This window comes from Mesorhizobium sp. M1396, from assembly GCF_040317725.1.
In the GTDB taxonomy this organism is placed as follows: domain Bacteria; phylum Pseudomonadota; class Alphaproteobacteria; order Rhizobiales; family Rhizobiaceae; genus Mesorhizobium.
The window spans coordinates 108,302-134,394 of the sequence record NZ_JAMYLA010000010.1; the positions used below are offsets into that span (position 1 = coordinate 108,302).

At 63.2% G+C, this 26,093-nt stretch carries 19 protein-coding genes and 1 pseudogene; 13 read left to right on the top strand and 7 right to left on the bottom strand.

The features are described 5' to 3' along the window. Window position 1: 1 nt before the first annotated feature. Together NKH02_RS08880 and NKH02_RS08885 are read right to left on the bottom strand one after the other, a co-directional pair. A complete protein-coding gene (locus NKH02_RS08880; protein WP_352877966.1) occupies window positions 2-772 on the bottom strand; it encodes a helix-turn-helix transcriptional regulator in 771 nt (256 codons plus the stop codon). Further along, window positions 769-1,479, bottom strand: a complete 711-nt coding sequence (locus NKH02_RS08885) for a helix-turn-helix transcriptional regulator (RefSeq protein ID WP_352877968.1) — start codon at window positions 1,477-1,479, stop codon at window positions 769-771. The genes NKH02_RS08880 and NKH02_RS08885 overlap by 4 nt, the downstream gene beginning before the upstream one ends. 775 nt (window positions 1,480-2,254) lie before the next feature. Here NKH02_RS08885 and NKH02_RS08890 point away from each other — a divergent pair. Then, window positions 2,255-3,448: a TMEM43 family protein gene (locus NKH02_RS08890; protein ID WP_352877970.1), complete on the top strand. Its 1,194-nt coding sequence runs from the start codon at window positions 2,255-2,257 to the stop codon at window positions 3,446-3,448. A 38-nt stretch (window positions 3,449-3,486) separates the two neighbouring features. Here NKH02_RS08890 and NKH02_RS08895 read toward each other — a convergent pair whose 3' ends face one another. Further along, window positions 3,487-4,518 (bottom strand): histone deacetylase family protein, encoded by a 1,032-nt coding sequence (locus NKH02_RS08895; protein ID WP_352877973.1) that lies wholly within the window; start codon window positions 4,516-4,518, stop codon window positions 3,487-3,489. A gap of 22 nt (window positions 4,519-4,540) precedes the next feature. Beyond that, on the bottom strand, window positions 4,541-5,299 hold the full coding sequence (locus tag NKH02_RS08900) for a TetR/AcrR family transcriptional regulator (RefSeq protein WP_352877975.1): 759 nt from the start codon (window positions 5,297-5,299) through the stop codon (window positions 4,541-4,543). Between the two features lie 156 nt (window positions 5,300-5,455). Between NKH02_RS08900 and NKH02_RS08905 the strand changes: the two genes are divergently transcribed. The 8 genes from NKH02_RS08905 to NKH02_RS08940 all read left to right on the top strand — a co-directional run bounded on the left by NKH02_RS08905 (window position 5,456) and on the right by NKH02_RS08940 (window position 16,227). Then, the gene (locus NKH02_RS08905) at window positions 5,456-7,135 is read left to right on the top strand and encodes an amidohydrolase (protein ID WP_352877978.1); all 1,680 of its coding nucleotides are present in this window, start codon (window positions 5,456-5,458) and stop codon (window positions 7,133-7,135) included. A 157-nt stretch (window positions 7,136-7,292) separates the two neighbouring features. Next, window positions 7,293-8,387, top strand: a complete 1,095-nt coding sequence (locus NKH02_RS08910; protein ID WP_352877981.1) for an ABC transporter ATP-binding protein — start codon at window positions 7,293-7,295, stop codon at window positions 8,385-8,387. A 2-nt stretch (window positions 8,388-8,389) separates the two neighbouring features. After that, on the top strand, window positions 8,390-9,310 hold the full coding sequence (locus tag NKH02_RS08915; RefSeq protein WP_352877984.1) for an ABC transporter permease: 921 nt from the start codon (window positions 8,390-8,392) through the stop codon (window positions 9,308-9,310). Further along, entirely contained in the window at window positions 9,303-10,103 is an 801-nt protein-coding gene (locus NKH02_RS08920) for an ABC transporter permease (RefSeq protein ID WP_352863428.1), read from the top strand. Before NKH02_RS08915 ends, NKH02_RS08920 begins: the two co-directional genes overlap by 8 nt. Window positions 10,104-10,125: 22 nt before the next feature. Continuing rightward, window positions 10,126-11,160 carry an ABC transporter substrate-binding protein gene (locus NKH02_RS08925; RefSeq protein ID WP_352877987.1) on the top strand — a complete coding sequence of 345 codons (1,035 nt, stop codon included), beginning with the start codon at window positions 10,126-10,128 and terminating at the stop codon, window positions 11,158-11,160. A 68-nt stretch (window positions 11,161-11,228) separates the two neighbouring features. Next, window positions 11,229-12,425, top strand: coding sequence for a serine hydrolase domain-containing protein (locus tag NKH02_RS08930; RefSeq protein WP_352877989.1), 1,197 nt, complete (start codon window positions 11,229-11,231; stop codon window positions 12,423-12,425). Between the two features lie 168 nt (window positions 12,426-12,593). Further along, window positions 12,594-13,775, top strand: a complete 1,182-nt coding sequence (locus NKH02_RS08935; RefSeq protein WP_352877992.1) for a serine hydrolase domain-containing protein — start codon at window positions 12,594-12,596, stop codon at window positions 13,773-13,775. 127 nt (window positions 13,776-13,902) lie between these two features. Next, window positions 13,903-16,227: a Tex family protein gene (locus tag NKH02_RS08940; protein ID WP_352877994.1), complete on the top strand. Its 2,325-nt coding sequence runs from the start codon at window positions 13,903-13,905 to the stop codon at window positions 16,225-16,227. A gap of 65 nt (window positions 16,228-16,292) precedes the next feature. Here the strand turns inward: NKH02_RS08940 and NKH02_RS08945 are convergent, their stop codons facing one another. The 3 genes from NKH02_RS08945 to NKH02_RS08955 are packed head-to-tail and all read right to left on the bottom strand — an operon-like array spanning window position 16,293 to window position 17,802. Then, entirely contained in the window at window positions 16,293-16,595 is a 303-nt protein-coding gene (locus tag NKH02_RS08945) for a type II toxin-antitoxin system RelE/ParE family toxin (RefSeq protein WP_352877997.1), read from the bottom strand. 3 nt (window positions 16,596-16,598) lie between these two features. Continuing rightward, window positions 16,599-16,853 (bottom strand): type II toxin-antitoxin system ParD family antitoxin, encoded by a 255-nt coding sequence (locus NKH02_RS08950; RefSeq protein WP_352863438.1) that lies wholly within the window; start codon window positions 16,851-16,853, stop codon window positions 16,599-16,601. Between the two features lie 52 nt (window positions 16,854-16,905). Then, window positions 16,906-17,802, bottom strand: coding sequence for a LysR family transcriptional regulator (locus NKH02_RS08955; RefSeq protein ID WP_352878000.1), 897 nt, complete (start codon window positions 17,800-17,802; stop codon window positions 16,906-16,908). A 154-nt stretch (window positions 17,803-17,956) separates the two neighbouring features. Here NKH02_RS08955 and NKH02_RS08960 point away from each other — a divergent pair, with 154 nt between their 5' ends. From NKH02_RS08960 to NKH02_RS08975, 4 genes and pseudogenes are all read left to right on the top strand, one after another. Then, window positions 17,957-19,153, top strand: coding sequence for an acyl-CoA dehydrogenase (locus NKH02_RS08960; RefSeq protein WP_352878003.1), 1,197 nt, complete (start codon window positions 17,957-17,959; stop codon window positions 19,151-19,153). Window positions 19,154-19,265: 112 nt separating this feature from the next. Beyond that, window positions 19,266-22,625 (top strand): annotated as a pseudogene (locus NKH02_RS08965) (transglutaminase family protein). A gap of 6 nt (window positions 22,626-22,631) precedes the next feature. Further along, the gene (locus NKH02_RS08970) at window positions 22,632-25,043 is read left to right on the top strand and encodes a circularly permuted type 2 ATP-grasp protein (RefSeq protein ID WP_352878006.1); all 2,412 of its coding nucleotides are present in this window, start codon (window positions 22,632-22,634) and stop codon (window positions 25,041-25,043) included. 28 nt (window positions 25,044-25,071) lie between these two features. Next, window positions 25,072-25,956 (top strand): transglutaminase family protein, encoded by an 885-nt coding sequence (locus NKH02_RS08975; protein ID WP_352878009.1) that lies wholly within the window; start codon window positions 25,072-25,074, stop codon window positions 25,954-25,956. The last annotated feature ends 137 nt before the right edge of the window (window positions 25,957-26,093 follow it).

Genomic DNA, 26,093 nt, shown 5'->3' on the forward strand with positions numbered 1-26,093 from the left:
CTTATTCGATAAGCCCCAGCCGCAGCGCCTTGGCAACGGCCTGGTTGCGGTTGACCGCATTCAGCTTCTGGGTCGACTGGGTCAGATACTGGTTGGCGGTGTGTACCGACAGTTTCAGCAGCCTGGCGATCTCCTCGCTGGTGTTGCCGTTGGCGGTCAGCTTCAGGCATTCGAGTTCGCGCTTGGAGATCGCACGCATCCTGCCGGCATCGCTAGGGCGGATGCGGGCGACGGCGGCGAACAGCGAGAAGCAACGGGCGTGGATCTCGTAGAGCGCGTCCTGCGGCAAGGAGATCTCCGAGCCCATGAAAACGACGAGGCCGCACTGCCCACGATCGGCGTGGACCGGAAAGGCGATGCCGCTGGTGCCGGGCGCCAGCGGCGCCATCTGCTCGGTCCAGGCGAGATTACCGAACATCTCCGCCATGGCGGCGACGCCGTCGTCCGTCCACCAGCGCGGTTCCGTCGAGATGCGGGTGTGGCGCACGATCTCCTCGCCATTGGCGCCTGAAATGAATTTCGTCGCCACCGCAATGCCGGGGTAGTCGGAATCAAGGCAAGGGACGAGCCGTGCGCGTTCGGGCGAGGGGCTGACGAAGAACAGGCCAAAGGCGGATGCGTTGATGTCGACGGAGATCCAGCGGCAGCGGCGCACGGCATCGGGAATGGTGACGGCGTGATGGGTTTCGGAGCCGAGCGAAAAGGCGCCGAACGGATTGCGCTGCTCGTTGAAAAGGGCTTCGGCAGCCTCCTTGATGTCGACGTGTTTCAAATGATGCCGCTCCTGATCGCCGTGGCGATTGCCATCGCGCGGTTGCTGGCCGCGAATTTCTGGATGGCGTGGGTGATGTAGCTGTTGACGGTGTTGGAGGAGACGCCAAGGATGACCGCCACCTCGTCGGTGGTCTTGCCCTCGGAGACCCAGAACAGGCATTCGCGCTCGCGATCCGACAGCGGATCCTGCATCGCGGCGGCGGCAATCAGTTGCGGGATGTGCGAGAGCGCATAGCAGCATTTCAGCTGTGCCCTCATCAGCGCCGGCTGGTCGATGCTGCCGGCTGTCGCTGCCGAAAACAAGGCGAACAGGCGCTGGCGACCGACATTGAGGCGCAGCGAATAGATCTCGGCATGGCCAAGCACGTCGAGAAGGCGCGCTTCCTCACCGGTGATCAATCCGTCAGTCTTGGGCGCCTGGGATGCCACTAGGGCGATCGGGCGGATACCGGGCGCAACGGTGAGCGCACCTTGTGCAAGCCCGGCGATCAGCCGCTTGCCGGTCAGTTCGATGGCGTCGAAAATCCAATTGGACGAGACGATGCGCGCATCGTTGCGGTCCTGGTCGTGGACGATGGCGACCAGCATATAGCTGTCGGCGCCGATCTCGGCTGTCAGTTGCATGAAAAAGCTAGTCAGATCGCCGCGCGACGTCAGGCGCGAGCCCAATGTGTCGGATTGAAGTAGCGCGGCGGGACTGCTCATTCTTGTTGCTTTTGGCCGGAATCGTTTCTGCTATCCGGTTGCTGGAAGCCAGCCACCGAACCCGAATACGCATTACTTTGAAGACACACGCTTGGCGCAGGGCTGCGCCCACCAGATTCGAATCCATTCAGGGAACGCGAAGCCGTCCGCGTCTGGTGCCGGAAAAGCTCCGGAACAAGAGACTTTGGGTGGTCGCCGCGCCCCCCGAGGACCGGCTGATTCGGGTCTAATCTACCCGCAGTTGAATCCGACATCAAACGCGATTTGACAAAATCGAATCTGGTGGACTCACGTGCGACTCAGAGGCGGACGCCAAGCCCTTTCGCCGCCCTGGGTCGCTGAAACGCCGATACGAAAAAGCCAGACGTTGTTGTAAAGATGCTGTATCGAGAGCCGATCAATTCCGATAGGTTTTCGGCAATCGGCAGGGATGGGCGTCCCTTCGATCGGACGGGGCGAGATGGGCGCTTGTTCGCGGCCATCGGCATGGGGGTGATCATGAAGCCGGCTTTTTTGGTGTTCACGGTGATGCTCGCGAGATCGTCAAGCGCGACGAGGGGGCGAGCAGACGGCGATGCGGGCGCTCGACCTTCTCGGCGGCAAACAGCAAGCGCCACTGTCCGCATCGCCATGGCGGGTCGGTGACGGCGGCACGACACGAGCGGTGCATTCCTGTTGCCGCGGCCAAGGATTGCGGCACGCAAATCCATGCCGATTGATCGGTTCCATGCGCGGTCGCGCGCAGATTTTAACACAAGTGGTTTCGGGGGAAACAATGAGCGATTCATTTCGGGAAGTTACGTCGGTCTCGTGGTTCGGACGCATCAAGCGCGCTGTCGGTGGGGTCATCTTCGGCCTGCTTCTGGTCGTGCTGATGGTGATCGGGCTGTTCTGGAACGAGGGGCGCGCGGTGCAGACGGCGCGCTCTCTGGCCGAAGGGGCCGGAGCCGTGGTTTCGGCCAGCGCCGACAGCGTCGATGCCGCCAATGACGGCAAATTGGTGCATGTCAGCGGGCCGGTGACGACGGACAGTGGTCTCGCCGATCCGGATTTCGGCATTGCGGCGCAAGGTCTGCGCCTGTCGCGCAGCGCCGAGATGTACCAGTGGAAGGAAGAGTCCAAATCCGAGACCACCAAGAAGCTTGGTGGCGGTGAGGAGACCGTGACCACCTACAGCTATTCGAAAGTGTGGGACGACAGCCAGATCGACTCGTCGGATTTTAAGAAACCAGACGGCCACCAGAATCCGCCGATGGCGATCCACGGCCGCACCTTCCAAATTCCGCAAGGCAAGCTTGTCGCCTTCGATCTCCACACGCCGGTGCTTGATCGCATCGAGGGCGACAAGGCGTATGCGCTGTCACCCGACCAATCGGCCGCGATCAAGGCCGCCTATACCGGCACCGGGCCGCTCAGCGTCGTCGACGGCAGGATCTATCTCGGCGCCGACACGACAACGCCGGCGCTGGGCGATTACCGCATCGGCTACGAGTTGGCACCGCTCGGCGTGATCAGCATCGTGGCGCGGCAGGCCGGCAGTCGGTTCGAACCCTACCAGACGCAGGCGGGCGATGCGTTGCTGATGGTCGACACCGGCACTGTCCCGGCAGACAAGATGTTCGCCGAGGCGGTCAGCGCAAACACGCTGATCACCTGGCTGCTGCGTGCCGCCGGCCTTTTGTTGCTGACCATCGGCTTTGCCCTGTTCCTCAGCCCGATCGGCGTGATCCTCGACGTCATTCCGTTCCTCGGCGGCATGGCGCGGATGGGAACCGGCATCATCGCCTTCTTCCTGGCGATCCTGGTCGGCACGACGACAATTGCGATTGCCTGGTTCTGGTATCGGCCGGTCCTGGCGGTGGGCATCCTTGCGGCCGGCATCATCGCGGCGGCGGCGGTCTACTACCTCGGCCGCTCGCGCAAGGCAGCCGCACCGGTTGCCGTGCCGAGCACCGAGGCGGCAAGCTAGATCTAACGCCGAACGGCCACCGCCGTTCGGCGCTCATTTTACCGATCCTCGAAACCGGTCAGAACGCCGACGGCATTGACGCCGATCTCCTCGACGGCATAGCCGCCCTCCATGACGAACAGCGTCGGCAGGCCAAGCTTGGCGATGCGGCGGCCGATCTTTGGATAGTCAGATGTTTTCAGCTTGAACTGGCTGATCGGGTCCTTCTCGAACGTGTCGACACCCAGCGAGACGATGACGACATCCGGGGCGTAAGCGGCAAGCTTGGCGCAGGCGTCCTCGAGCGAGGCATTCCAGGCGTCCCAGTCGGTGCCGAAGGGCATCGGATAATTGACGTTGAAGCCTTCGCCTTCGCCGGCGCCACTTTCGTCGGCATGGCCGAGGAAGAACGGGTACTCGACCATCGGATCGCCGTGCAGGTTGAGCACCTGCACGTCAGCACGGTCATAGAAGATCTCCTGCGTGCCGTTGCCATGGTGGTAGTCGACATCGAGGATCGAGATGCGTTCGGCACCCTGATCGCGGAACCATTGCGCGGCGACGGCGGCATTGTTGATGTAGCAATAGCCGCCCATGAAGCCGGCACCGGCATGGTGGCCGGGCGGACGGCAGAGCGCGAAGGCGGATGTCTCGCCGCCCTTGACCAGGCCGGCGGCGGTCAGCGCCACATCATAGGACGACTTGATCGCGGCCCACGTGCCCTCGACGAAGGTGGCACCGGCATCGAAGGAATAGTATCCGAGCAGGGCGTCGACGCGCTTTGGCGGCACGTCGCCGCGCAGGCCGCGCGTCGGCCAGGTGAAGGGCATCGCCGTGCCCTTGAAGCCGGCTTCTGTCCATTGCGGCCAGACCGTCGGCAGGAAGTCGATATAGTCTGATTTGTGGATGCGCTTGGCGGCGGCGAGATCATGCTCGAGCGGCAGGACGATCGGCCCCAGTTTCTCACTCTCGACCCGCGCCTTGATGAATTCGGCCCGCGACGGCTTTTCGAAACCCGGCACGATGGCCGAGGTGACCAGTTCCATTTGGCCAGCATGACCAGCGTGAAGCGGCGAATAGACAGTCTGCATAGATTCCTCTCGAAGTGCGAAATCAGTCAAGATTGAGATACGGGCTCACCAGAGCGAGCCACATGGTTTCCACATCGTCCTCGATGAGGTCGAATGTCCGGCGGTCTTTTTTCAGCCCCACAAGCCGGCATACGTGCCCGACCTCCATCATCACCACGCCGAGCCGGCTGGCGATCTTGTCTTCAAGAGCCGGGTTCACATGCTGCAGCCATGCGGCGTAGAGGGCGATGATCTGGTCGTCATATTCGTTCTGAATCGGCCGGAGGTCGGCGTTACCGGAGATAGCTTCGATCACCGGCATCAGGCTGGCGTTTTCGAGGTAGAGCCTGGACGTGTCGATGAAGAGCCTGCGCACTTCCTGTCGAAATTCGTCGCGGTTGGTGGGCGGGGCGACCTTGATGCGCCTCGCGATGACCTCGGGAAAGGATGACAGCCAGCGCCGGGCGAGGTCCAGAAGAATGGCTTCCTTGTTGGGAAAGTATTGGTAGACCGAACCGACCGACAAGCCCGCGCGCTGCGCAATGGCGAGCGTCGTCGGCGTCTTTGTCCCTTGCTCCCGTGTCAAGATCAGCGCCGCGTCGAGAATCCTGTCGACCACCTTGCTCGACCGTTGTTGCCGTGGCTGCTTGCGCGGTTCGAGCGCTATCCTGGTTTTGCGGTCGAGACTGCGCTTCACGGCTTGATGTCCTCGTTCCCCGCCCGGTCCCAACACAGGCGCGGGGTGCTGTCCACAATACATTCCATATTCCGCATGTTGACAAACGCGAATAATCAGTCGCATTCTTTATCCACGCTGTCTCCCGGGATAACAAGGGGAATTTCGAAGACGGCGAGCTGGCATCTTTTTCCATCCCATGGCGCCGCCTCGGTGGAGCGGCAGGTCGTTGGAGGCAGGGGGTTGTCGGTGTCAGCCAGTCGTCAAAAGCGCGGAGTCGCGATGTCTGTCACGGGTGCGGGTAACAATGCGGATTTGATCGTCATCAACGGTCGTGTGCAGACAATGGACGATGACAATCCCGCCGCCGAGGCCGTTGCCGTCAAGGACGGCGCCATCATCGCCGTTGGCAGCCGCGCCTCCATCGAAGAGCTCAAGGGACCGGCCACCAAGGTCATCGACGCCAAGGGCGGTACGGTCGTGCCGGGCTTCATCGAAGCCCATATGCACCTGTTTTCAGGTGGGGCGGAGCTTGCCCATCTCCAGCTTGTCGGGGTCCACGGCTTCGAGGCGCTGCAAAAGGCGATACGCGACTACGCGCCGACGCGGCCTGATGCTCCGATGCTGGTCGGCCAGGGCGTCGATTACACCGTGCTCGGCAGCGAGCGGGTGACGCGCCATCACCTCGACGCCATTTTGCCCGATCGCCCGTTCTGTATGGCCGCGCCCGACCATCACACCATGTGGGCCAACACCAAGGCGCTGGAAATGGCCGGCATCCTGCATGGACGCACGCTTGGTCCGGGCAATGAGATCGTCATGGGTGACGATGGGCTGGCGGCCGGTGAATTGCGCGAAGGCGAGGCCTTCGGCCCGGTGCTCGACCTTGCCGGCGAAAGCCGGGTGCGGCTGGGGCTGTCGACCGGCGGCGAGCCGGATCCGGTGCCGACGGCGGCCGAGCGGGCCGCCGATCGCGATATCATGCGGCGCGGGCTCGCCTGGTGCGCCCGCCATGGCATCACCTCGATCCAGAACATGGACGGCAATCTCTATCAGCTCGAGCTGCTGGCCGAGATCGAAGCCGTGGAAGGCTTGCCTTGCCGCGTACAAATCCCGTTCCACTACAAGAATTTCATGACGCTCGACATGCTCGACAAGGCATCAACGATGGCCGAACGCTACAACAGCGAATGGCTGTCGTCGGGCATGGTCAAGGTGTTCTATGACGGTGTGCTCGATTCCTGGACGGCTGTCATGGTCGAGCCCTATGCCGACCGGCCCGACTGGGTGGGCGAGCCGCTGTTCACGCCTCAACAGTTCATCGATCTGGCCGTCGCGGTCGACAAGCGGGGGCTGCAGATCGCCGTACACTCAATCGGCGACGGCGCGGTGCGCGCGGTGCTCGACGGTTATGAGGCGGCGCAGAAGGCGAACGGCAAGCGCGACAGCCGCCACCGGGTCGAGCACATCGAGGTCACCACTACTTCGGACGTGCCGCGCTTCGCCGAACTCGGCGTCATCGCCTCCATGCAGCCGCCGCATCCGCCCGGCGCCATGGATTTTCCGCTGGAGCCGACGGTGTCGCGCATCGGGCCGGCGCGCTGGCCCTTGAGCTATGCCTGGCGAACCCTGAAGAATGCCGGCGCGCATGTCGTCTTCGCATCGGACTGGCCGGTGTCGCCGATCGATCCGATCCTGGGCATCCGCGCGTCGGTGTTGCGCAAACCGTGGGCAGAAAGCGACCCGGACCAGAGCTTCTCGCTGCATGAAGCGCTCGCCGCATACACGGTCGAGGGCGCCTATGCCGAGTTTGCCGAGCACCGCAAGGGCAAGGTGAAAGCAGGCTACATGGCCGATCTGGTGGTGCTTTCGGCGGACATCGAGGCGACGGCGCCGGAAGCGTTGCACGAGGTGCGGCCGGTGACGACGATCTGTGGCGGCAAGATCACCTATCAGGCCTGACAATGGCATGAGGCTTGCTGGGCATGAGCCTTGCTAGCCGAAAATACGAACTGAACCGTGATTCAATGCCGGGCTTGCCAACCTACCGGCCATGTGGTCACATCGAACAGGGGAAGAGCTCCGCCAGCAAGAGCGGGGTCAACAGTGAGGCGTAATCGTGCCGGACAAACCGGATCGGAATGCGATTGAAGTAGTAAACGTCAGCAAAATTTTCGGATCAGGGGAGGGGCAGGTCGCTGCCCTCGACACGGTCTCGGTATCCATCCGCGAGAACGAGTTCTTCACGCTGCTTGGCCCATCCGGCTGCGGCAAGACGACATTGCTCAGGCTGATCGCCGGCTTCGACTTCCCAACCGCCGGTGGGATCCTGCTCTATGGCCAGGACATCGCCCTGCTGCCGCCCTTCAAGCGGCCGGTCAACACCGTTTTCCAGTCCTATGCGCTGTTCCCGCACATGACGGTGGCCGACAACATCGGCTTCGGCCTGGAAATGCTGGGCAAACCGAAGGCCGAGATCAAGGCGCGCGTCGCCGAGATGCTGAAGCTGGTCAAGATGGAAGCGCTCGCCGGTCGTCGCACCAGCCAGATCTCGGGCGGCCAACAGCAGCGCGTGGCGCTGGCCCGGGCGCTCGCACCGCAGCCCAAAGTGCTGCTGCTCGACGAGCCACTGTCGGCGCTCGACTACAAGCTGCGCAAGGAGATGCAGATCGAATTGAAGCGGCTGCAGCACGAGACCGGCATCACCTTCATCTTCGTCACCCACGACCAGGAAGAAGCGCTGACCATGTCGGACCGCATCGCGGTGATGTCGTCGGGCAAGATCCTGCAGGTCGGTTCGCCCTGGGATATCTACGACAAGCCGGCCGAACGCTTCGTCGCCGACTTCATTGGCGAAACCAACTTCCTTATGGCCGCCATCAGCGAGATGGCCAACGGCAAGGCGCGCGCGACGCTCAAATCCGGTGCGACCATCGAGGCGACCGTGGCCCAAGGTTTCCAGCCCAAGGCCAATGCCACGGTCGTGGTTCGGCCCGAACATGCCAAGCTGAGCAAGGGCAAGGGCGAGTTGTCGGGAACAGTCGACAACATCGTCTATTTCGGCACCGACACCCACATCCATGTTCATCTCGAGAGTGGCGAACTCTTCACCGTACGCCAGCAGAACACGCGCAGCGCGGGCTGTGGTTTCGAGAAGGGCGACACGGTCGGCATTCTCATCGGCAGCGATGCCGCCCAGGTCCTGAAGGACTGACGATGGCGACCGCGGAAGAAGTCGCCAAGGCAGCGGAACGGCGCGATATCCGTGAGCGCTGGCTTTTGTCAGCCCCAGCGCTGTTGACCATTTTTCTCGCCGCGACCGGCCCGTTGCTGATCGTGCTCGTCTATTCATTCCTGACACCAGGCTCCTATGGCGACGTGAAGTGGCAATTCTCGCCGGAAGCCTGGATAGCGGTGTTTCTGGAACGCGATATCTTCGACGATACGCTTTCGATCGCCGCAGCCCACGTCACCATCTTCCTGCGCTCGATCAAGCTCGCGGTGGTGACGACCATCGCCACGTTGGTGCTTGGCTTCCCGACCGCCTATTTCATGGCGACGCGCAGCGAAAAGACTCGCGATCTCTGGCTGTTCCTGATCACCATACCGTTCTGGACCAACCTGCTGATCCGCACCTTCGCCGTGCTGCAGATCATCCGCAACGAAGGCATCATCAACACGATCCTGCTCAAGCTCGGCATCATCTCGGCGCCGATCCAGATACTCTACACCGACACGGCGATCCTGATCGGCATGGCCTATGTCTACCTGCCGCTGATGGTGCTGCCGATCTACGCCAGCATGGAGAAGCTCGATTTCCGGCTGGTCGAGGCCGGCTATGATCTCTACGCGACACGTTTCCAGGTGCTGCGGCGGATCACCTTCCCACTGGTCAAGCCAGGCGTCATCGCCGGTTCCATCCTGGTCTTCATTCCAGCACTTGGCGCCTATGTGACGCCAAGCGTGCTGGGCGGCGGCAAGAACATGATGCTGTCCAACCTGATCGAATTGCAGTTCGGGCAGGGCCGCAACTGGCCGCTCGGCTCGGCGCTGTCGATCGCCGTCATGATCATCGTCATGGTGGCGCTGCTTGCCTATGTGCGCAATGCCGGCAAGGCAGGGGTGCGTCATGGCTAAGAACTTTTCCATCAAGCACCAGCCGGGATTCACCACGATCGCCGCGACCTGCTTTATCGTGCTCTATTTGCCGATCATCGTGCTGGTCATCTATGCCTTCAACGCGGCGAGCTCGACCTCCGAATGGGGCGGCTTTTCGCTGAAATGGTTCCAGTCGGCATGGCAGAACACGCAGGTCATCGATGCCACGCTGCGTTCCTTCCAGATCGGCTCCGTCGCGGCGGTGCTTTCCACCATCTTCGCCACCATGGCCGCGCTCGCCACCACGCGAACCGCGCCCTATCCCGGCCTCACGTTCAAATATGCGGCGATCAATCAGCCGCTGATGGTGCCCGAGATCGTCACCGGCGTGGCGCTGCTGATCTTCTTCTCGCGCATCAAGATCTTCACCGGCTATTCCGGCATCGGTTATCTGATCGCCGCGCACACGGCGTTCTGCATTCCCTTCGCCTACCTGCCGATCCGGGCGCGGCTTGAGAATATGGACCTGACGCTGGAACGTGCCGCCGCCGACCTTTACGCGACTCCGTGGAAAACCTTCCGCCGCATCACCCTGCCGCTTCTGTGGCCCGGCATCCTGGCCGGATTGATGCTGGCCTTCGTCATCTCGCTCGACGACGTCGTTATCACAGAGTTCGTCAAATCGGGCGGTCAGGACACGCTGCCAACCTACATGCTCGGCCAGATTCGCCGCGGCATCACACCCGAGATCAACGCGATATCGACCGCCTTCCTGCTGCTTTCGGTCGCGATCGTCACGTTGTTTTTCTTCGTCAGCAGGAAACGAGACTGAACCGAAAATGGGAGTTAAAACGATGAACTGGAAGACAACAGCAACCGCCATGGGGTTGGCGTTGCTCGCTTCGACGAGCCTGGCCCGCGCCGACGGCGAATTGAACATCTACAATTGGGGCAACTACACCAGCCCTGACGTGATCAAGAAGTTCGAGGCCAAATACAACGTCAAGGTGACCATCACCGATTACGATTCCAACGACACCGCGCTCGCCAAGGTTCGCCAGGGCGGCACTGGCTTCGACATCGCGGTGCCTTCGCAGACCTACGTGCCGATCTGGATCAAGGAAGGCCTCGTCCAGGAGACCGATCCGGGCAAGATGGAGAATTTCAAGAATGTGGCGCCGGAATGGGCCAATCCCGATTTCGACCCGGGCCGCAAATACTCGGTGCCGTGGGCCCTGGGCACTGTCGGCGTGGTCGTCAATACCGACGCCTACAAGGGCCCGGCCGACAGCTGGGGCATCATCTTCAACACACCTGACGAACTGAAGGGCAAGGTCAATGTCGTTCCCGAAATGAACGACGTCATCTTCGCCGCGATCAAATATGTCGGCGGCCAGCAATGCACCACCGACAAGGAAGTGCTGAAGAAGGTGCGTGACACGCTTGTCGCGGCCAAGCCGAACTGGATCGCGATGGAGTACAACACCATCGAGAAGATGGGCGCCGGCGACTTCAAGGCAACCAGCGACTGGAACGGGTCGGCGCTGCGCCAGCGGCTGGCCAACCCGGCCATCCACTACAACTATCCGAAAGAAGGCTTTGGCCTGTGGAGCGACAACGTCGTCGTTCTGAAGGAAGCCAAGAACGTCGAGAACGCCAAGCTTTTCCAGAACTTCATCATGGACCCGGAAAATGCGGCGGGTCTCTCGGCCTTCCATCGCTATGCCAACGCCATCACCGGATCGGACAAGTACATGCCGGCCGACATGAAGGACGCGCCGGAAGTTGTCATCCCGGCAGCCGACAAGCCGCGTGCCGAGTTGCAGCAGATGTGCGCCCCGGAAATCCAGGACATCTACACCAAGATCTGGACCGAACTGCAGAAGTAACCGCGTTTTCGACGGGCCCGGCGGCGCACGCCGCGGGGTCCGTTTTACGTTCAAGGGGCTCGGTCGTCATGGAATCCTACCGCAACTCCGATCCGCGGCCGCCGATCATGCAGGGCTCGCCGCCGGCCATGGTGCCGCCGAAGCTCGACTGGGACCGGCCGCCGTGGAACCGCTGGGCGTTCCAGCACATCCGCGAAATTCTGCCGACCGCCGAAGTCTGGCGCGGCAATGGCCATCGCCACCGTTTCGAACGCGCCGAGGTCGATCTCGACGGGCTGGCGGTCGAAGACAGCACAGGCGCGCCGACGACGCTCGCCGGGCTGCTCGATGAGACCTATACGGACGGCTTGCTGGTGCTGAAGGACGGCAAGGTCGCCTATGAGCGCTATTTCAACGGCATGAATGACCGCACGCTGCATCTGTCGCAGTCGATGGCGAAGTCCGTCACCGGTTCGGTATTCGGCATACTGGTCGGGCGCGGACTGATCGATCCGGCCAAGCCAGTGACGACCTACCTGCCGGAACTCAGCGCGACGGGCTGGGCCGGCGCCAGTGTCCAGCATGTGCTGGACATGACCAGCGGCGTCCGCTTCTCCGAGGAATATACCGACCGCTATTCGGACATCGGCCAGGTCGATGTCGCCACCGGCTGGAAGCCGGCGCCGCCGGACAGCGATCCGGCCTTTCGCTGGCCCTCGCACATGTTCGAACTGATCCTGGGCTTGAAGGAAACGATCCGCCCGCATGGTGCTGCCTTCGAATACCGCTCGATCGAGACCGATGTGCTTGCCTTCATCATGGAACGGGTGACGGGCAAGCGGCTGCCGCACCTGGTTTCGGAAGAGCTCTGGCAAAAGCTCGGCGCCGATGAAAGCGCGTGCTTCACCGTCGACAGCGCCGGCTATGCGGTGGCCGACGGCGGCTTCAATGCGACGCTGCGCGACTACGGCCGCTTTGGCCAGCTGATCCTCGACAATGGCGGCGGCGTCGTGCCCGCCGACTGGATCGAGGCCACGCGCAACGGCACACATGGGCCGGACTTCAGCCCCAGCCTGCCGGAGGGCAGCTATCGCAACCAGTTCTGGATCGAGGACCCGCGCTCGCGCGCGCTGATGTGCCGGGGCGTGTTCGGGCAGATGATCCATATCGACTGGAATACCGGAATGGTCGTGGTGAAGCTTTCGACCTATCCGGACTTCAGCAACGTCGCCTATTCCATGGCGACGCTGAAGGCCGTGCACGCCATCGCCGCTGCACTGAGCTGAGAGCCTGTTTGGAAACTCACTCCAGCGGCCATCTGACGGCGTTTTCTGCGCTTCCGATGCTCACGGACCTGAAATGTCCGCTCCGCTCTGGTTCTCGAAACCGCCGCCATATGACTCGCCGGACCGACTTTCGAAACAGCCTCTAAACAAGACTTGGGAGGAACCGCCATGACCGGCAAGACCGCGTTCGAGACCCGCTACGGCTTCTGTCGCAACGAGGTGCTGCTCGCCAACTGGCGCGAAAACCCGTTCAACCGGTGGTCGTTCCAGAATCTCGGAGAACTGGTGCCGACCGCCCGTGTGGCGGCAGCCCCGGCTGGTGTCGAGGCGCCGGTCCGGGACATGGGCGGTCTGCTCGGCGAGAAGGTCGCTATCACCAGCGTGCCGGAGACGGTGGCTGAATTTCTCGGACGTTCGAGCACCGATGCGCTGACGGTGATGAAAGACGGCAAGATCATCGGCGACTGGTTCGCGCCGCACATGGATTTCGGCGCCCGCCACATCATCTTTTCGATCAGCAAGTCGATGACCGCCATTGTCGCCGGCATACTGGAAGGTGAGGGGGTGTTCGACCCGGAAGCGCCGGTGACGGCTTACATCCCTGAAGCCGCCGGCTCGGCCTATGGCGACGCAAGCGTGCGGCATGTGCTCGACATGAGCGTCAGCCTCGATTTCGCGGAGGCCTATCTCGATCCGGAGAGCGCTTTCGCCCGCTATCGCCGCGCCACGCTGTGGAATCCGGGCGGCGGCACGGAAAGCCTGCGCGAATTCATCCTGACCTTGCAGCGGCTTGCCGAGCCGCATGGCCAGACCTTCCGCTACCGCTCGCCCAATTCCGATCTGCTCGGCATCCTGCTCGAGCGCGCCTCCGGCCAGCGTTCTTCCGACCTGATGCGCGACAAACTGTGGCTGCCGCTGGGCGCCGTCAGCGACGCTTCGATCAGCGTCGACATGGAAGGCACGGCCCGCACCGCCGGCGGCATTTCGGTGACGCCGCGCGACTTGGCGCGCGTTGGCGAGATGATGCGGCAAGGTGGGGTGGCCAACGGCCGCCGCATCGTGCCGGAAGCCTGGGTGCGCGATACCGTTGCCACCGGCGGCAGCTCGGAAGCCTGGCAGCGAGGCACGATGGCACTTTTGTTTCCGAAGGGCCGCTATCGCAACAAATGGTACCAGACTGGACACGAGAACGGCGCCTATTGCGGCATCGGCATCCATGGCCAGTGGCTCTATGTCGATCCCAGGACCGAAGTGGTGATCGCCAAGATGTCGTCGCAGCCGGAGCCGGTGGACGATGCGCTCGATGTCGAGATCGTCGCCTTTTTGGAAGCGCTGAGCCGCATGGTCTGAGCGCGCCTGGGTCGCCACATTAGCGCGCGCTTTCCTGTGGACCCGCCGGGCTGATCAAAGCGCGGCGGTTGGCGGATCGGACGTCTGCGCCTATGGTCGCCGCTCTTTCGACGAGAGCAGGAATGACATGGCATTCGACATCAAGCGCATTGCAGCCATCATCGCAGCCGAGATCACTGCCCGGCCCGAACAGGCGGCCGCGGCGATCAAATTGCTCGACGAGGGTGCGACGGTGCCGTTCGTGGCGCGTTACCGCAAGGAGGTCACCGGCGGGCTGGACGACACGCAATTGCGCGACCTTGCCGAACGGCTTGCGTATCTGCGCGAGCTCGATGCGCGCCGCGACACCATTCTTGGCTCCATCCGCGAGCAGGGCAAGCTGACGCAGGAGCTCGAGCGCAAGATCGTGACCGCCGCGACCAAGGCGGAGTTGGAAGACATCTACCTGCCCTACAAGCCCAAGCGCCGGACCAAGGCCGAGATCGCCCGGGAACGTGGGCTGGGGCCTCTGGCCGAAGCCATCCTCGCTAACCGGGCGTCGGTGCCCGCTGAGTTGGCGCTGGCCTATGTCACCGAAGAGGTGGCCGACGTCAAGGCGGCGCTCGATGGCGCGCGCGACATCCTGTCGGAACAGTTCGCCGAGAATGCCGATCTGGTCGGCAAACTGCGCACCCACATGAAGGAACGCGCCTTCATGCGGGCCAGGGTGGTCGACGGCAAGCAGGAGGCTGGCGCAAAATTCTCCGACTATTTCGACCATGTCGAGCGCTGGGCAAATGTGCCGAGCCATCGCGCCCTGGCCATGCTGCGCGGCCGCAACGAGGAAGTGCTGTCGCTCGACATCGAGGTCGATGCCGACGACACCTCCCCGGTGAAGCCGGTCGAACGGATGATCGCCAATGCCTATGCGATCGGCGGCAGCCTGCCGGGCGATCGCTGGCTGACGGAGGTCGCCGGCTGGACCTGGCGCATAAAGCTGTCGCTGCACCTGACGCTCGATTTGATGCGCGATCTGCGCGAACGAGCGGAAGAGGAAGCGATCCACGTCTTTGCCCGCAATCTGAAGGATTTGCTGCTTGCGGCCCCGGCCGGCTCGCGGGCCACGATGGGGCTCGACCCCGGTATCCGCACCGGCGTCAAGGTGGCGGTGGTCGACGGAACCGGCAAGGTGCTGACCACGACAACGGTCTATCCGTTTCCGCCGAGGAACGACGTGCGTGGCACGCAGGCCGAACTCGCCAAGCTCATCCGCCTTCACAAGGTCGAGCTGATCTCGATCGGCAACGGCACCGGCAGCCGCGAGACGGAGAAGCTTGTCGCCGACATGCTGTCCGACATGCCGGCGGACGCTGGTCCGAAGCCGCTCAAGGTGATCGTCAGCGAGGCGGGCGCCTCGGTCTATTCGGCATCGGCGACGGCGGCGGCGGAATTCCCCGGCCTCGACGTGTCGCTACGCGGCGCGGTATCGATCGCACGGCGGCTGCAGGATCCACTGGCCGAACTGGTCAAGATCGAGCCGAAATCGATCGGTGTCGGTCAGTATCAGCATGACGTCGACCAGTACCGGCTCGGCCGCTCGTTGGAGGCCGTGGTGGAAGACGCGGTCAACGCCGTCGGCGTCGATCTCAACACCGCCTCGGCGCCGCTGCTGGCGCGCGTGTCTGGCCTTGGCGCATCGCTCGCGGACGCCATCGTTGCGCATCGCGACGCGACCGGCCCGTTCGCCAGCCGAAAGGACCTGCTGAAGGTCGCCCGCCTTGGACCTCGGGCGTTCGAGCAATCCGCCGGCTTCCTGCGCATTGCCAATGGCAGCGAGCCGCTGGATGCCTCGTCGGTGCATCCGGAAGCCTATGGCGTGGCGAAGAAGATCGTCGCTGCCTGCGGGCGCGATGTTCGCTCGCTGATGGGGGACAGTGCAGCACTCAAGGCGCTCGATCCGCGCGTCTTCGTCGATGAGCGTTTCGGCTTGCCGACGGTTCGCGATATCCTGGCGGAGCTGGAAAAACCCGGCCGCGATCCGCGCCCCGGCTTCAAGACGGCGACCTTCGCCGATGGCATCGACGACATCAAGGATCTGAAGCCCGGCATGCTTTTGGAAGGCACGGTCACCAATGTCGCCGCCTTCGGCGCCTTCGTCGATATCGGCGTCCATCAGGACGGGCTGGTGCATGTCTCGCAGCTGGCCGACCGGTTCATCAAGGACGCGCATGAGGTGGTCAAGGCCGGCGATGTGGTCAAGGTGCGCGTCGTCGATGTCGACATCAAGCGCAAGCGTATCGCGCTGTCCATGCGCAAGGATGGCGGCGAAGGTGGGGCGTCGAAAGGCGGGCCGCGCGACAATGGCGGCGGCAGGCCGGCGCCGCGTTCGCCGGCACCTCCACGCCAGCCGGAAAGGCCGGCGCAGCAAGGCGCGTTCGGTGCGGCATTGGCTGACGCGCTGAAGCGGAAATGACTATTCTGCGACCCGCCTTGAAGCACGTCCGCGTTTGATGAGATTCATGCCGTGCGACACAGGGCTCAAGAATCATTGCGTCCCTCAAGAATGGTCGGGATGTCGCGGGCACCATGCAAAATGCGCTCGATACGCACATCATCGCCATCGGCGGTGTAGAAAATCACATAGCGCAGAAATGCGATGGAGCGCAGGCCGGGCCATAGACTCGGCTGGGGAACGCCACCGCGTGGCGCGTCAGCAATGCGGCCGCAGCGTTCCCTGAGCGCAGCTATGAAGCGTCGAGCCGCAGCGGGATTTCCAGCGAGGATGTAATCGCCGATCTCTTCGACGTCCTGCGCGGCGGCTGGCGCAAATATGACCGCCATTGTTCACGGCTTTCCGCCGCTGTATTTTGCTTCCAGTCGCTTAAACACCTGTTCGGCCGGGATGCCCGGGCCACTTTCCACGCCTTTTCGAATGTCCTCTCGTAGCGCCGCAAGCTTTGCCTCGCGCTGTTCTTCGCGCTCTTCCAGCAGGCGCAGGCTATCGCGCACAACTTCGCTGGCGCTGGCATAGCGGCCGCTCTTTACCAACTCGCGCACCAATGTCTCATAGCGGGGGCCGATGCTGTAACTTGCAGGCATGAGTTATCCTTGCTTTTACCCAATATTATCAATTTTTGATAAATCCGCCAAATCAAATCTGATGGCCTACATGCTTGAGCAGCCAGTCGCGAAAGCTGGCGACCGGCGGATGGCCACGCTTGTCGTGCGGAACGACGAGATAATAGGCACTGCGGCTTTGCATGGGCTCGCCGGGCGCCGGTACGAGCTGGCCACGCTGCAATTCGCCCGCGATGAGGATCAACGGCAACAGCGCCATGCCGAGCCCCGCCATGCAGGCCTGGGCCGCGGTGCCGAACTGTTCGAACTGCATGCCCGGTCCGGTCGGCGCGCTCAGGCCCTGATGCTCGAACCATTCGGTCCAGGCGCCAGGGCGCGTCGCCATGTGCAGCAGCGGCAAGCGGCCGATATCGGCCGGTGAGGCGATGGCGCGGCCAGCGAGGAATTCGGGCGACACCACCGGCGCCACCGTTTCGCGCACCAAGAGCGTCGAGTCGGCCTCCGGCCAGTCCGGCAGCCCGTAGTGGATGGCGGCGTCCAGCCTCTCCCTGGCGAAGTCGAAGCGGCCGACGCGGGTGACGAAGTTGATGGTGATGTCAGGATTGTTTTCGACGAAATCGGGGATCATCGGCATCAGCCAGCGGGTGCCGAAGGTGGGCAATATGGCAAGGTTCAGGATGCCACTATGCCGATTGCTCATCAATCCGAGGGCTGCGTCACGCAACTGGCCAAGTGCTGAACGCACCGCCTCGGCGTAGATTTCGCCCGATGCCGACAGCCTGACATTGCGGCTGTCGCGCTCGAACAATCGGCGGCCGAACTGGTCTTCCAGCAACCTGATCTGCCTACTGACCGCGCCCTGGGTCAGATCAAGCTCCTGGGCAGCAGCGGTGAAACTGCCGAGTCGGGCCACCGCCTCGAAGGCGGCAAGGGCGCTGATGTTTGGCAAAAGGCGGCGCTGGACATTCATGATCCATTACTAACGCTCATTGATCGGTGAAGCAATTTCGTTTGATTTTTTCGAGGCGCAGGCCGATAAGCCGGGCCAGGATTTTGCTATGCAGGTCGGCGTCCGAAAGCCGCTGAACACTTTTGGGCGACATGCATTGGTTTGGGAGAACGCCATGGCCGCCGACAAGAATGCATTCGTCTGGGAAGACCCATTCCTGATCGAGGATCAGCTTTCGGAAGACGAGCGCATGGTGCGCGATGGTGCGGCGGCCTTTGCCGCCGACAGACTGGCGCCGCGGATCGAGGACGCCTATCTCAACGAGACCTTCGACACCGCCATCTTCCGCGAAATGGGCGAAGCCGGGCTGCTCGGCATCAATATTCCCGAGGAATTCGGCGGGCTTGGCGCCAATTATGTGACCTACGGGCTGGTCGCGCGGGAAGTCGAACGCGTTGACTCCGGCTATCGCTCGATGATGTCAGTGCAGTCGTCGCTGGTGATGTATCCGATCCATGCCTATGGCTCGGACGAACAGCGCAAGAAGTACCTGCCCAAGCTCGCAAGCGGCGAATGGATCGGCTGTTTCGGCCTGACCGAGCCGGATGCCGGCTCCGACCCGGGCGGCATGAAGACGCGCGCCGAGAAGACCGCGAACGGCTACAGGCTCTCCGGCTCGAAGATGTGGATTTCCAACGCGCCGGTCGCTGATGTGTTCGTCGTCTGGGCGAAGTTGAAAGGCGAGAACGCCAAGGACGAGATCCGCGGCTTTGTGCTGGAAAAGGGCATGAAGGGGCTTTCGGCGCCGACGATCGGTGGCAAGCTGTCGCTGCGGGCATCGATCACCGGCGAAGTGGTGATGGAAGGCGTCGAAGTCGGCGAGGATGCGCTGTTGCCCAACGCCAAGGGCCTTGGCGGCCCGTTCGGCTGCCTCAACCGGGCCCGTTTCGGCATTTCCTGGGGCTCGATGGGGGCGGCGGAGGATTGCTGGCATCGCGCCCGCCAGTACGGTCTTGATCGCAAGCAGTTCGGCAAGCCGCTGGCCGGCACGCAGCTTTACCAGAAGAAGCTCGCCGATATGCAGACCGAGATAGCGCTTGGGCTGCAGGCATCGTTGCGCGTCGGACGGTTGCTCGATGAAGGCAAAATGGCGCCGGAAATGATCTCGATCGTCAAGCGCAACAATTGCGGCAAGGCGCTGGACATTGCCCGCCAGGCCCGCGACATGCATGGCGGCAACGGCATCCAGATCGGTTATCATGTTATGCGCCACGCGCAGAACCTGGAGACGGTCAACACCTATGAGGGCACGCATGACGTTCATGCGCTGATACTTGGACGGGCGCAGACTGGGATACAGGCGTTCTTCTGAGCCTTCGGTAGCCGCTTAAATTAGGTGCACCGCAACATCTCTGCTTGGAGAATGGCCGCCATTTGTGTCAGGGTTCAGCGAAATCGTTTGAAACGCTGAATTCCGGGGCCCCATGGCAATTCTGGCAGCCGTCTATCACCTGACCCACTACAAATACGACCGGCCGGTGGTTCTCGGTCCCCAGATCATCAGGCTGCAGCCGGCGCCGCATTCGCGCACCAAGGTGCTCAGTCATTCGCTCAAGGTCGAGCCGCCGAACCACTTCGTCAATCTGCAGCAGGATCCCTACGGCAACTTCCTCGCCCGTTTCGTCTTTCCGGAGCCGGTGACCGAGTTGAAGATCGAGGTCGACCTCGTCGCCGACATGACGGTCTATAATCCGTTCGATTTCTTCGTCGAGCCATCGGCGGAGGCGTTTCCGTTCGAATATCCGGAGGAGATACGCGATGATCTCGCGATCTACCGGACGCCGGAACCGGCTGGTCCGTTGCTTTCGGCCTTGCTCGGGACGATCGACCGCAGCGCGCCGAATACAGTCAATTTTCTCGTCGATCTCAATGCCCGGCTGCAGCGCGAAATTGCCTATATCGTGCGCATGGAGACCGGTGTGTTCTCGCCGGAGGAGACGCTTGCCGCGAAACAGGGATCGTGCCGCGATTCGAGCTGGCTGCTGGTGCAGATCCTGCGCAATCTCGGTATCGCCGCGCGCTTCGTTTCCGGCTACCTGATCCAGCTCAAGCCCGACCTCGTCGCGCTCGACGGCCCGCCGGGAACCGCCGTCGACTTCACGGATCTGCATGCCTGGTGCGAGGTCTATCTTCCCGGCGCCGGCTGGATCGGCTTCGACCCGACCTCGGGCCTGCTAACCGGCGAAAGCCATGTGCCGCTGGCGGCAACGCCGCATTTCCGCAACGCAGCCCCGATTTCCGGCATGGCGAGCTTCGCCAATGTCGAATTCGGCTTCGAGATGCGGGTCGACCGCATCGCCGAGCATCCGCGCATCACCAAGCCGTTCTCGGATGAGAGCTGGCAGGCGCTCGACGCGCTGGGCAACAAGGTCGATGCAGCCCTTACGGCGGGGGACGTGCGGCTGACCATGGGCGGCGAGCCGACCTTCGTATCGATCGACGATTTCGAGTCGGCCGAGTGGAACACCGCCGCCGTCGGCCCGACCAAGCGCGAAAAGGCCGACGAACTGATCCGGAAACTGCGCGAGCGTTTCGCGCCCGGCGGCTTTCTCCACTATGGCCAGGGCAAATGGTATCCGGGCGAAAGCCTGCCGCGCTGGACCTTCTCGCTCTACTGGCGTACCGATGGCCAGCCGGTGTGGAGCGATCCGTCGCTGATCGCACGCGAAAAGAGCGAGGCCGATATCGGCCCGAAACAGGCCGAAAGCCTGCTCACCGCGATTGCCGGCGAACTCGGTATCGACAAGACCATGGTCAGCGAAGCCTACGAGGATCCGGCCGAGTGGCTGCTCAAGGAAGGCAAGCTGCCGGAGAATGTCGATCCATCCAACTCCAAGCTGGAGGATCCGGAAGAACGCAGCCGCATGGCGAAGGTGTTCGAACGCGGGCTGACCAAGCCGTCAGGCTATGTGCTGCCCGTCCAGCGCTGGAACAGCCAGGCATCAGGGCCACGCTGGCGCTCGGAAAAATGGAAGACGCGGCGCGGCCGGCTGTTCCTGGTGCCCGGCGATTCACCCGTCGGCTACCGCTTGCCGCTCGGCACGCTGCCCTATGTGCCGCCGGAGCAATTCCCCTACATCGTGCCGGTCGATCCGTCGCTGCCACGCGGACCGCTGCCCGCGCGTGAGGCCTTAATGCCTGTGACGGCTCCGGCCGAACTCGAAGGCGCCGACGAGATGGCGCGGCGCCAGCAGGCGGCGTCCTTCACGGCGGCGACCGGCCAGCAGGATCGCGTCGAACAGAAGATCACCGAGATTGGTGGCGCGGTGGGCACCCCGCGCTAGGGGGAACCCCGCGACGGGCGGCTTTGTGTGTTCATGCCGCCAGTTGAAGCGCTCGAAGACTATCTGGAACTGGTCGCGGCGGCCGAGAACGCGGCAAAGGCGATCGGCCTTCCCGTGCATATCGAAGGCTATGGCCCGCCGCACGATCCGCGCCTCAACGTCATCCGCGTGGCGCCGGATCCAGGCGTCATCGAGGTCAACATCCATCCGGCGTCCAACTGGCAGGATTGCGTGGCGACGACGACGGCGATCTACGAGGAAGCGCGGCAGACGCGACTTGGCGCCGACAAGTTCATGATCGATGGCCGCCACACCGGCACCGGCGGCGGCAACCATGTCGTGGTCGGCGGTGCGACGCCCAATGACAGCCCGTTCCTGCGAAGGCCGGACCTGTTGAAGAGCCTGGTGCTGCAATGGCAGCGGCGTCCCTCGCTGTCCTATCTCTTCTCAGGCCTGTTCATCGGCCCAACCAGCCAGGCGCCGCGCTTCGACGAGGCGCGTCACGACTCGCTCTATGAGCTCGAAATCGCGATGGCGCAGGTGCCGCATCCGGAGCAAGGGGCGGCACCCTTGCCGTGGCTGGTCGACCGGCTGTTCCGCAATTTGTTGACCGACGTCACCGGGAATACGCACCGCTCGGAAATCTGCATCGACAAGCTGTTCTCGCCGGACGGACCGACCGGCCGGCTGGGTCTTGTCGAGTTCCGCGGTTTCGAGATGCCGCCCAATGCGCGTATGAGCCTGGCGCAGCAACTGCTTGTTAGGGCGATCATTGCCCGTGCGTGGAAGAACCCGCTCGATGGCCGTTTCGTGCGCTGGGGCACCTCGCTGCATGACCGCTTCATGCTGCCGCACTATGCCTGGGCCGATTTTCTCGACGTGCTCGATGACCTCAAGCTCAACGGTTTCGAGTTCAGGCCCGAATGGTTCGACGCCCAGCTCGAGTTCCGGTTCCCGTTCTGCGGCGAGGTTCAGCATGCGGGCATCAAGCTGGAACTGCGGCAGGCGCTGGAGCCGTGGCATGTCATGGGTGAACAAGGCGCGATCGGCGGCACCGTGCGCTTCGTCGATTCATCGGTCGAGCGGCTGCAGGTCAAGACCGAAGGTCTCAATCCGGAGCGTCATGCGATCGTCTGCAACGGCCGCATCGTACCGATGAAGGTCACGGACAATCGCGAAGTCGCGGTGGCGGGCGTCCGCTTCAAGGCCTGGCAGCCAGCTTCTGGCCTGCATCCGGCACTGCCGGTCAACACGCCGCTGGTCTTCGACATCTATGACCGCTGGTCGGGCCGGGCGGTCGGCGGCTGCGTCTACCATGTCGCGCATCCGGGCGGGCGCAACTACGATACTTTCCCGGTCAATGGCAATGAGGCGGAGGCACGGCGCCTCGCCCGCTTCGAACCGCGCGGCCATACGCCGTCCGCTTATGTGCTACGTGAGGAACAACCCGCTGAAGATTTCCCGATGACCCTTGACCTTCGGCGGCCGGCAAGACTCTGATCAGCGATGGTAAAGGGGAATCACAAGAGGGTACGCGGCAAGCCGCGGATCCACAGCCTGCTGGAGCACTACCAGCCGATCGACGGCGTCGTCGACGAGATGGTCGATCCATCAGGCAATCCCCGTCCTGTCTGGAAGCACTTCATCGAAGCACTCGACGAACTGGGGCCTGAAAAGCTTAGCCAGCGTTTCGCCCGCGCCGACCAGTATCTGCGCGACGCCGGCGTCTACTACCGCGTCTATGACAAGGCCGGCACCAATGAGCGCGAATGGCCGCTGGCGCATGTCCCGGTTCTCATCGAGGAGAGCGAGTGGGCGGCGATCAGCGCTGGCCTCGTGCAACGCGCCGAGCTGTTCGAGGAAACCATCGCCGATATCCACGGGCCGAACCGGTTGGTCGAAAAGGGTATCCTGCCGGCGGGACTGATCGCGGCCAGTCCGGAATATTTGCGACCCCTCGTCGGCACCAAGCCGGCCGGCGGTCATTTCCTGCATTTCTGTGCCTTCGAACTGGGCCGTGGGCCTGATGGCCAGTGGTGGGTGCTCGGCGATCGCACGCAGGCGCCGTCCGGCGCCGGCTTTGCGCTGGAAAACCGCGTCGCCACCACGCGCGCGCTGTCCGATATCTACGGCGAGATGCATGTGCACCGCCTTGCCGGCTTCTTCCGCCGCTTTCGCGACGCGCTGATCGGCATGGCCAAGGAGACCGACGGCCGCGTCGCCATCCTGACGCCTGGGCCGCTCAACGAAACCTACTACGAACACGCCTATATCGCCCGTTATCTCGGCATCATGCTGCTCGAAGGCGAGGATTTGACCGTTTCCGGCGGCAGGCTGATGGTGCGCACGGTTTCCGGCCTGATGCCGATCAGCGTGTTGTGGCGGCGGCTCGATGCCGCCTTCGCCGATCCGCTCGAACTGCGCGCGGATTCGCAGATCGGCACGCCGGGACTGGTCGAGGCGGTCCGCCAGGGCGCGGTTGCGACCGTCAATGCGCTGGGCTCCGGCCTGATGGAGACGCGCGCGTTGCTCGCCTTCCTGCCCAAGATTTCGCGAGCCTTGCACGGCGAGGAATTGCTGCTGCCGAGTGTCGCGACATGGTGGTGCGGGCAAGCAACCGAACGCGCGCATGTGCTGGCCAATATCGATCGCATGGTCATTGGCCCGGCGCTATCGACGAGACTTGCCTTCGAGGATGACGACCAGACGAAACTTGGCTCGGCGCTGTCCGCCGGCGAGCGGGCGGAGCTGGTGTCGCGCATCGAACGCGATGGCGGCGACTTCGTCGGCCAGGAAGCGGTGACGCTTTCGACGACGCCCGTCTATGTCGGTGGCCGGCTGGAGCCGCGGCCGGCGAGCCTGCGCGTCTACCTGGCGCGAACACCCGAAGGCTGGACGGTGATGCCGGGGGGATTTGCCCGCGTCGGCCTGTCCCTCGACCCGACGGCGATCGCCATGCAGCGCGGCGGCCAGGCGGCGGATGTCTGGGTTGTCAGCGACAAACCGGTGGAGCGCGAGACGCTGCTGCCGCAAGAGAGCGACGGTTTCACCCGCACCAGGCCCGGCAGCCTGCCCAGCCGTGCGGCGGAGAACCTGACCTGGCTCGGACGCTACATCGAACGCTCGGAAGACACGGTGCGCATCCTGCGCGCCTATCATGTGCGGCTGGCCGAGACGTCCGATCCGGACATGCCTCTCTTGGCGGACATCAGGGATTATCTCGAACCTTTCGGGATCGACGTCGAAACGGCGATCCCGAAAGGGCTGATCGGCACGCTGGATAGTGCGGTCTACAGCGCCGGGCAGATTCGCGACCGCTTCTCGCCCGATGGCTGGCTGGCGCTGAAGGACCTGTCGAAGACCATCCATCAGTTCGCGACGACGGTGGCACCCGGCGACGACGCGACCCGGGCGATGACGGTCATCCTGCGCAAGCTCGCCGGCTTTTCCGGCCTGCTGCACGAGAACATGTATCGCTTCGCCGGCTGGCGCTTCCTCGAGATCGGCCGCCGGCTGGAACGCGGCATCCAGATCGCCCGCACGCTATCCCGGCTGACCAACGCCAAGGCGCCCGACGGCGCGCTCGACATGATGCTGGAGATCGGCGATAGCGTGATGACCCACCGCCGGCAATACCCGGTGCAGGCCGGCCGGCGCACGGTGATCGATCTCTTGGCGCTCGACCCGCTCAATCCTCGCTCCATCCTGTTCCAGCTCGAAAGGCTGAAGGCCGAGATCGGCCTGTTGCCATCGCTCGGCGGGGAAGGGCACATGTCGCCGGCGGCGAAGGAAATCCTGCAGCTCAACACCCAGATCGCCATCAAGGAGCCTTCGGACATGACGGCAAAGGCGCTGGATGAGCTCGCCCACGAAATCGGCGGCCTCTACAACAGCCTCGCCAAAGCCTATTTCGGCTAAGCTGGTTCCGAAACAAGAAAAGTAGGGCATGCTTTACGATATCAGGCTTCATCTCCATTACGACTATGCCGCGGCGGCTGGTGGTGGCCGCCATCAGATTCGCGTGCTGCCGTCGACGATATCTGGGGTGCAGCGCGTTATCGCCGCATCCCTGTCCTTTGCGCCGGCGCCCAACGAGCGTTCTGATTTTTCCGATTTCTTCGGCAACAACGTCACCTCGATCGCCTTTCGCGAGGCGCATGACACGCTCGACATAAGGATGAGCGCACGCGTATCGGTGTCGCGGCCCGAGCCTGGGCTCGACGTGTCACCCGATATCGGCCGGCTCAGGCAGGAACTCGCCGCCGTGCGGTCGCTGGCGCCTGATACACCGCACCATTTCCTGACGGCCAGCACTCATGCCGGCATCGACGGTGCGATCACCGGCTACGCTCGGGACAGCATCACCGGCTCTGCCGCCGGCACGGCGATGAACCTGTGCAATCGCATCCATCGCGATTTCACCTATGACGGCGAGGCGACCACCGTGCGAACCCGGGCCAGCGATGCCTTCAAGCTGAAGCGCGGTGTCTGCCAGGATTTTTCGCACATCATGATCGCCGGCCTGCGCGGGCTCGGCATTCCGGCCGGCTATGTCAGCGGCTTCCTGCGCACCATCCCGCCCAAGGGCAAGCCCAGGCTGGAAGGTGCCGATGCCATGCACGCCTGGGTCAAGGTCTGGTGCGGGCGCGATGCCGGCTGGCAGGAATTCGATCCGACCAACGGCATGCGGGCCAGCAACGACCACATCACCGTCGGTTATGGCCGCGACTATTCGGACGTGGCGCCGATCGTGGGCGTTCTCAAGACCACGGGGGGACAGGTCGGCGAGCAAGCTGTCGACGTCATTCCGGTAGTGCTCGAAAAAGCGTGAAAGCAGGTTGGTGCAGCGACCTCTTCGCTGTAATTCCGACGGACAAGACTACTTCTCAAACGCCGATGCAGCAGCTACTTTGCATTCGTTTCGAAGTGGACAATAATTGTATTCTTATGCGCGTTGGCGCGGGGTTT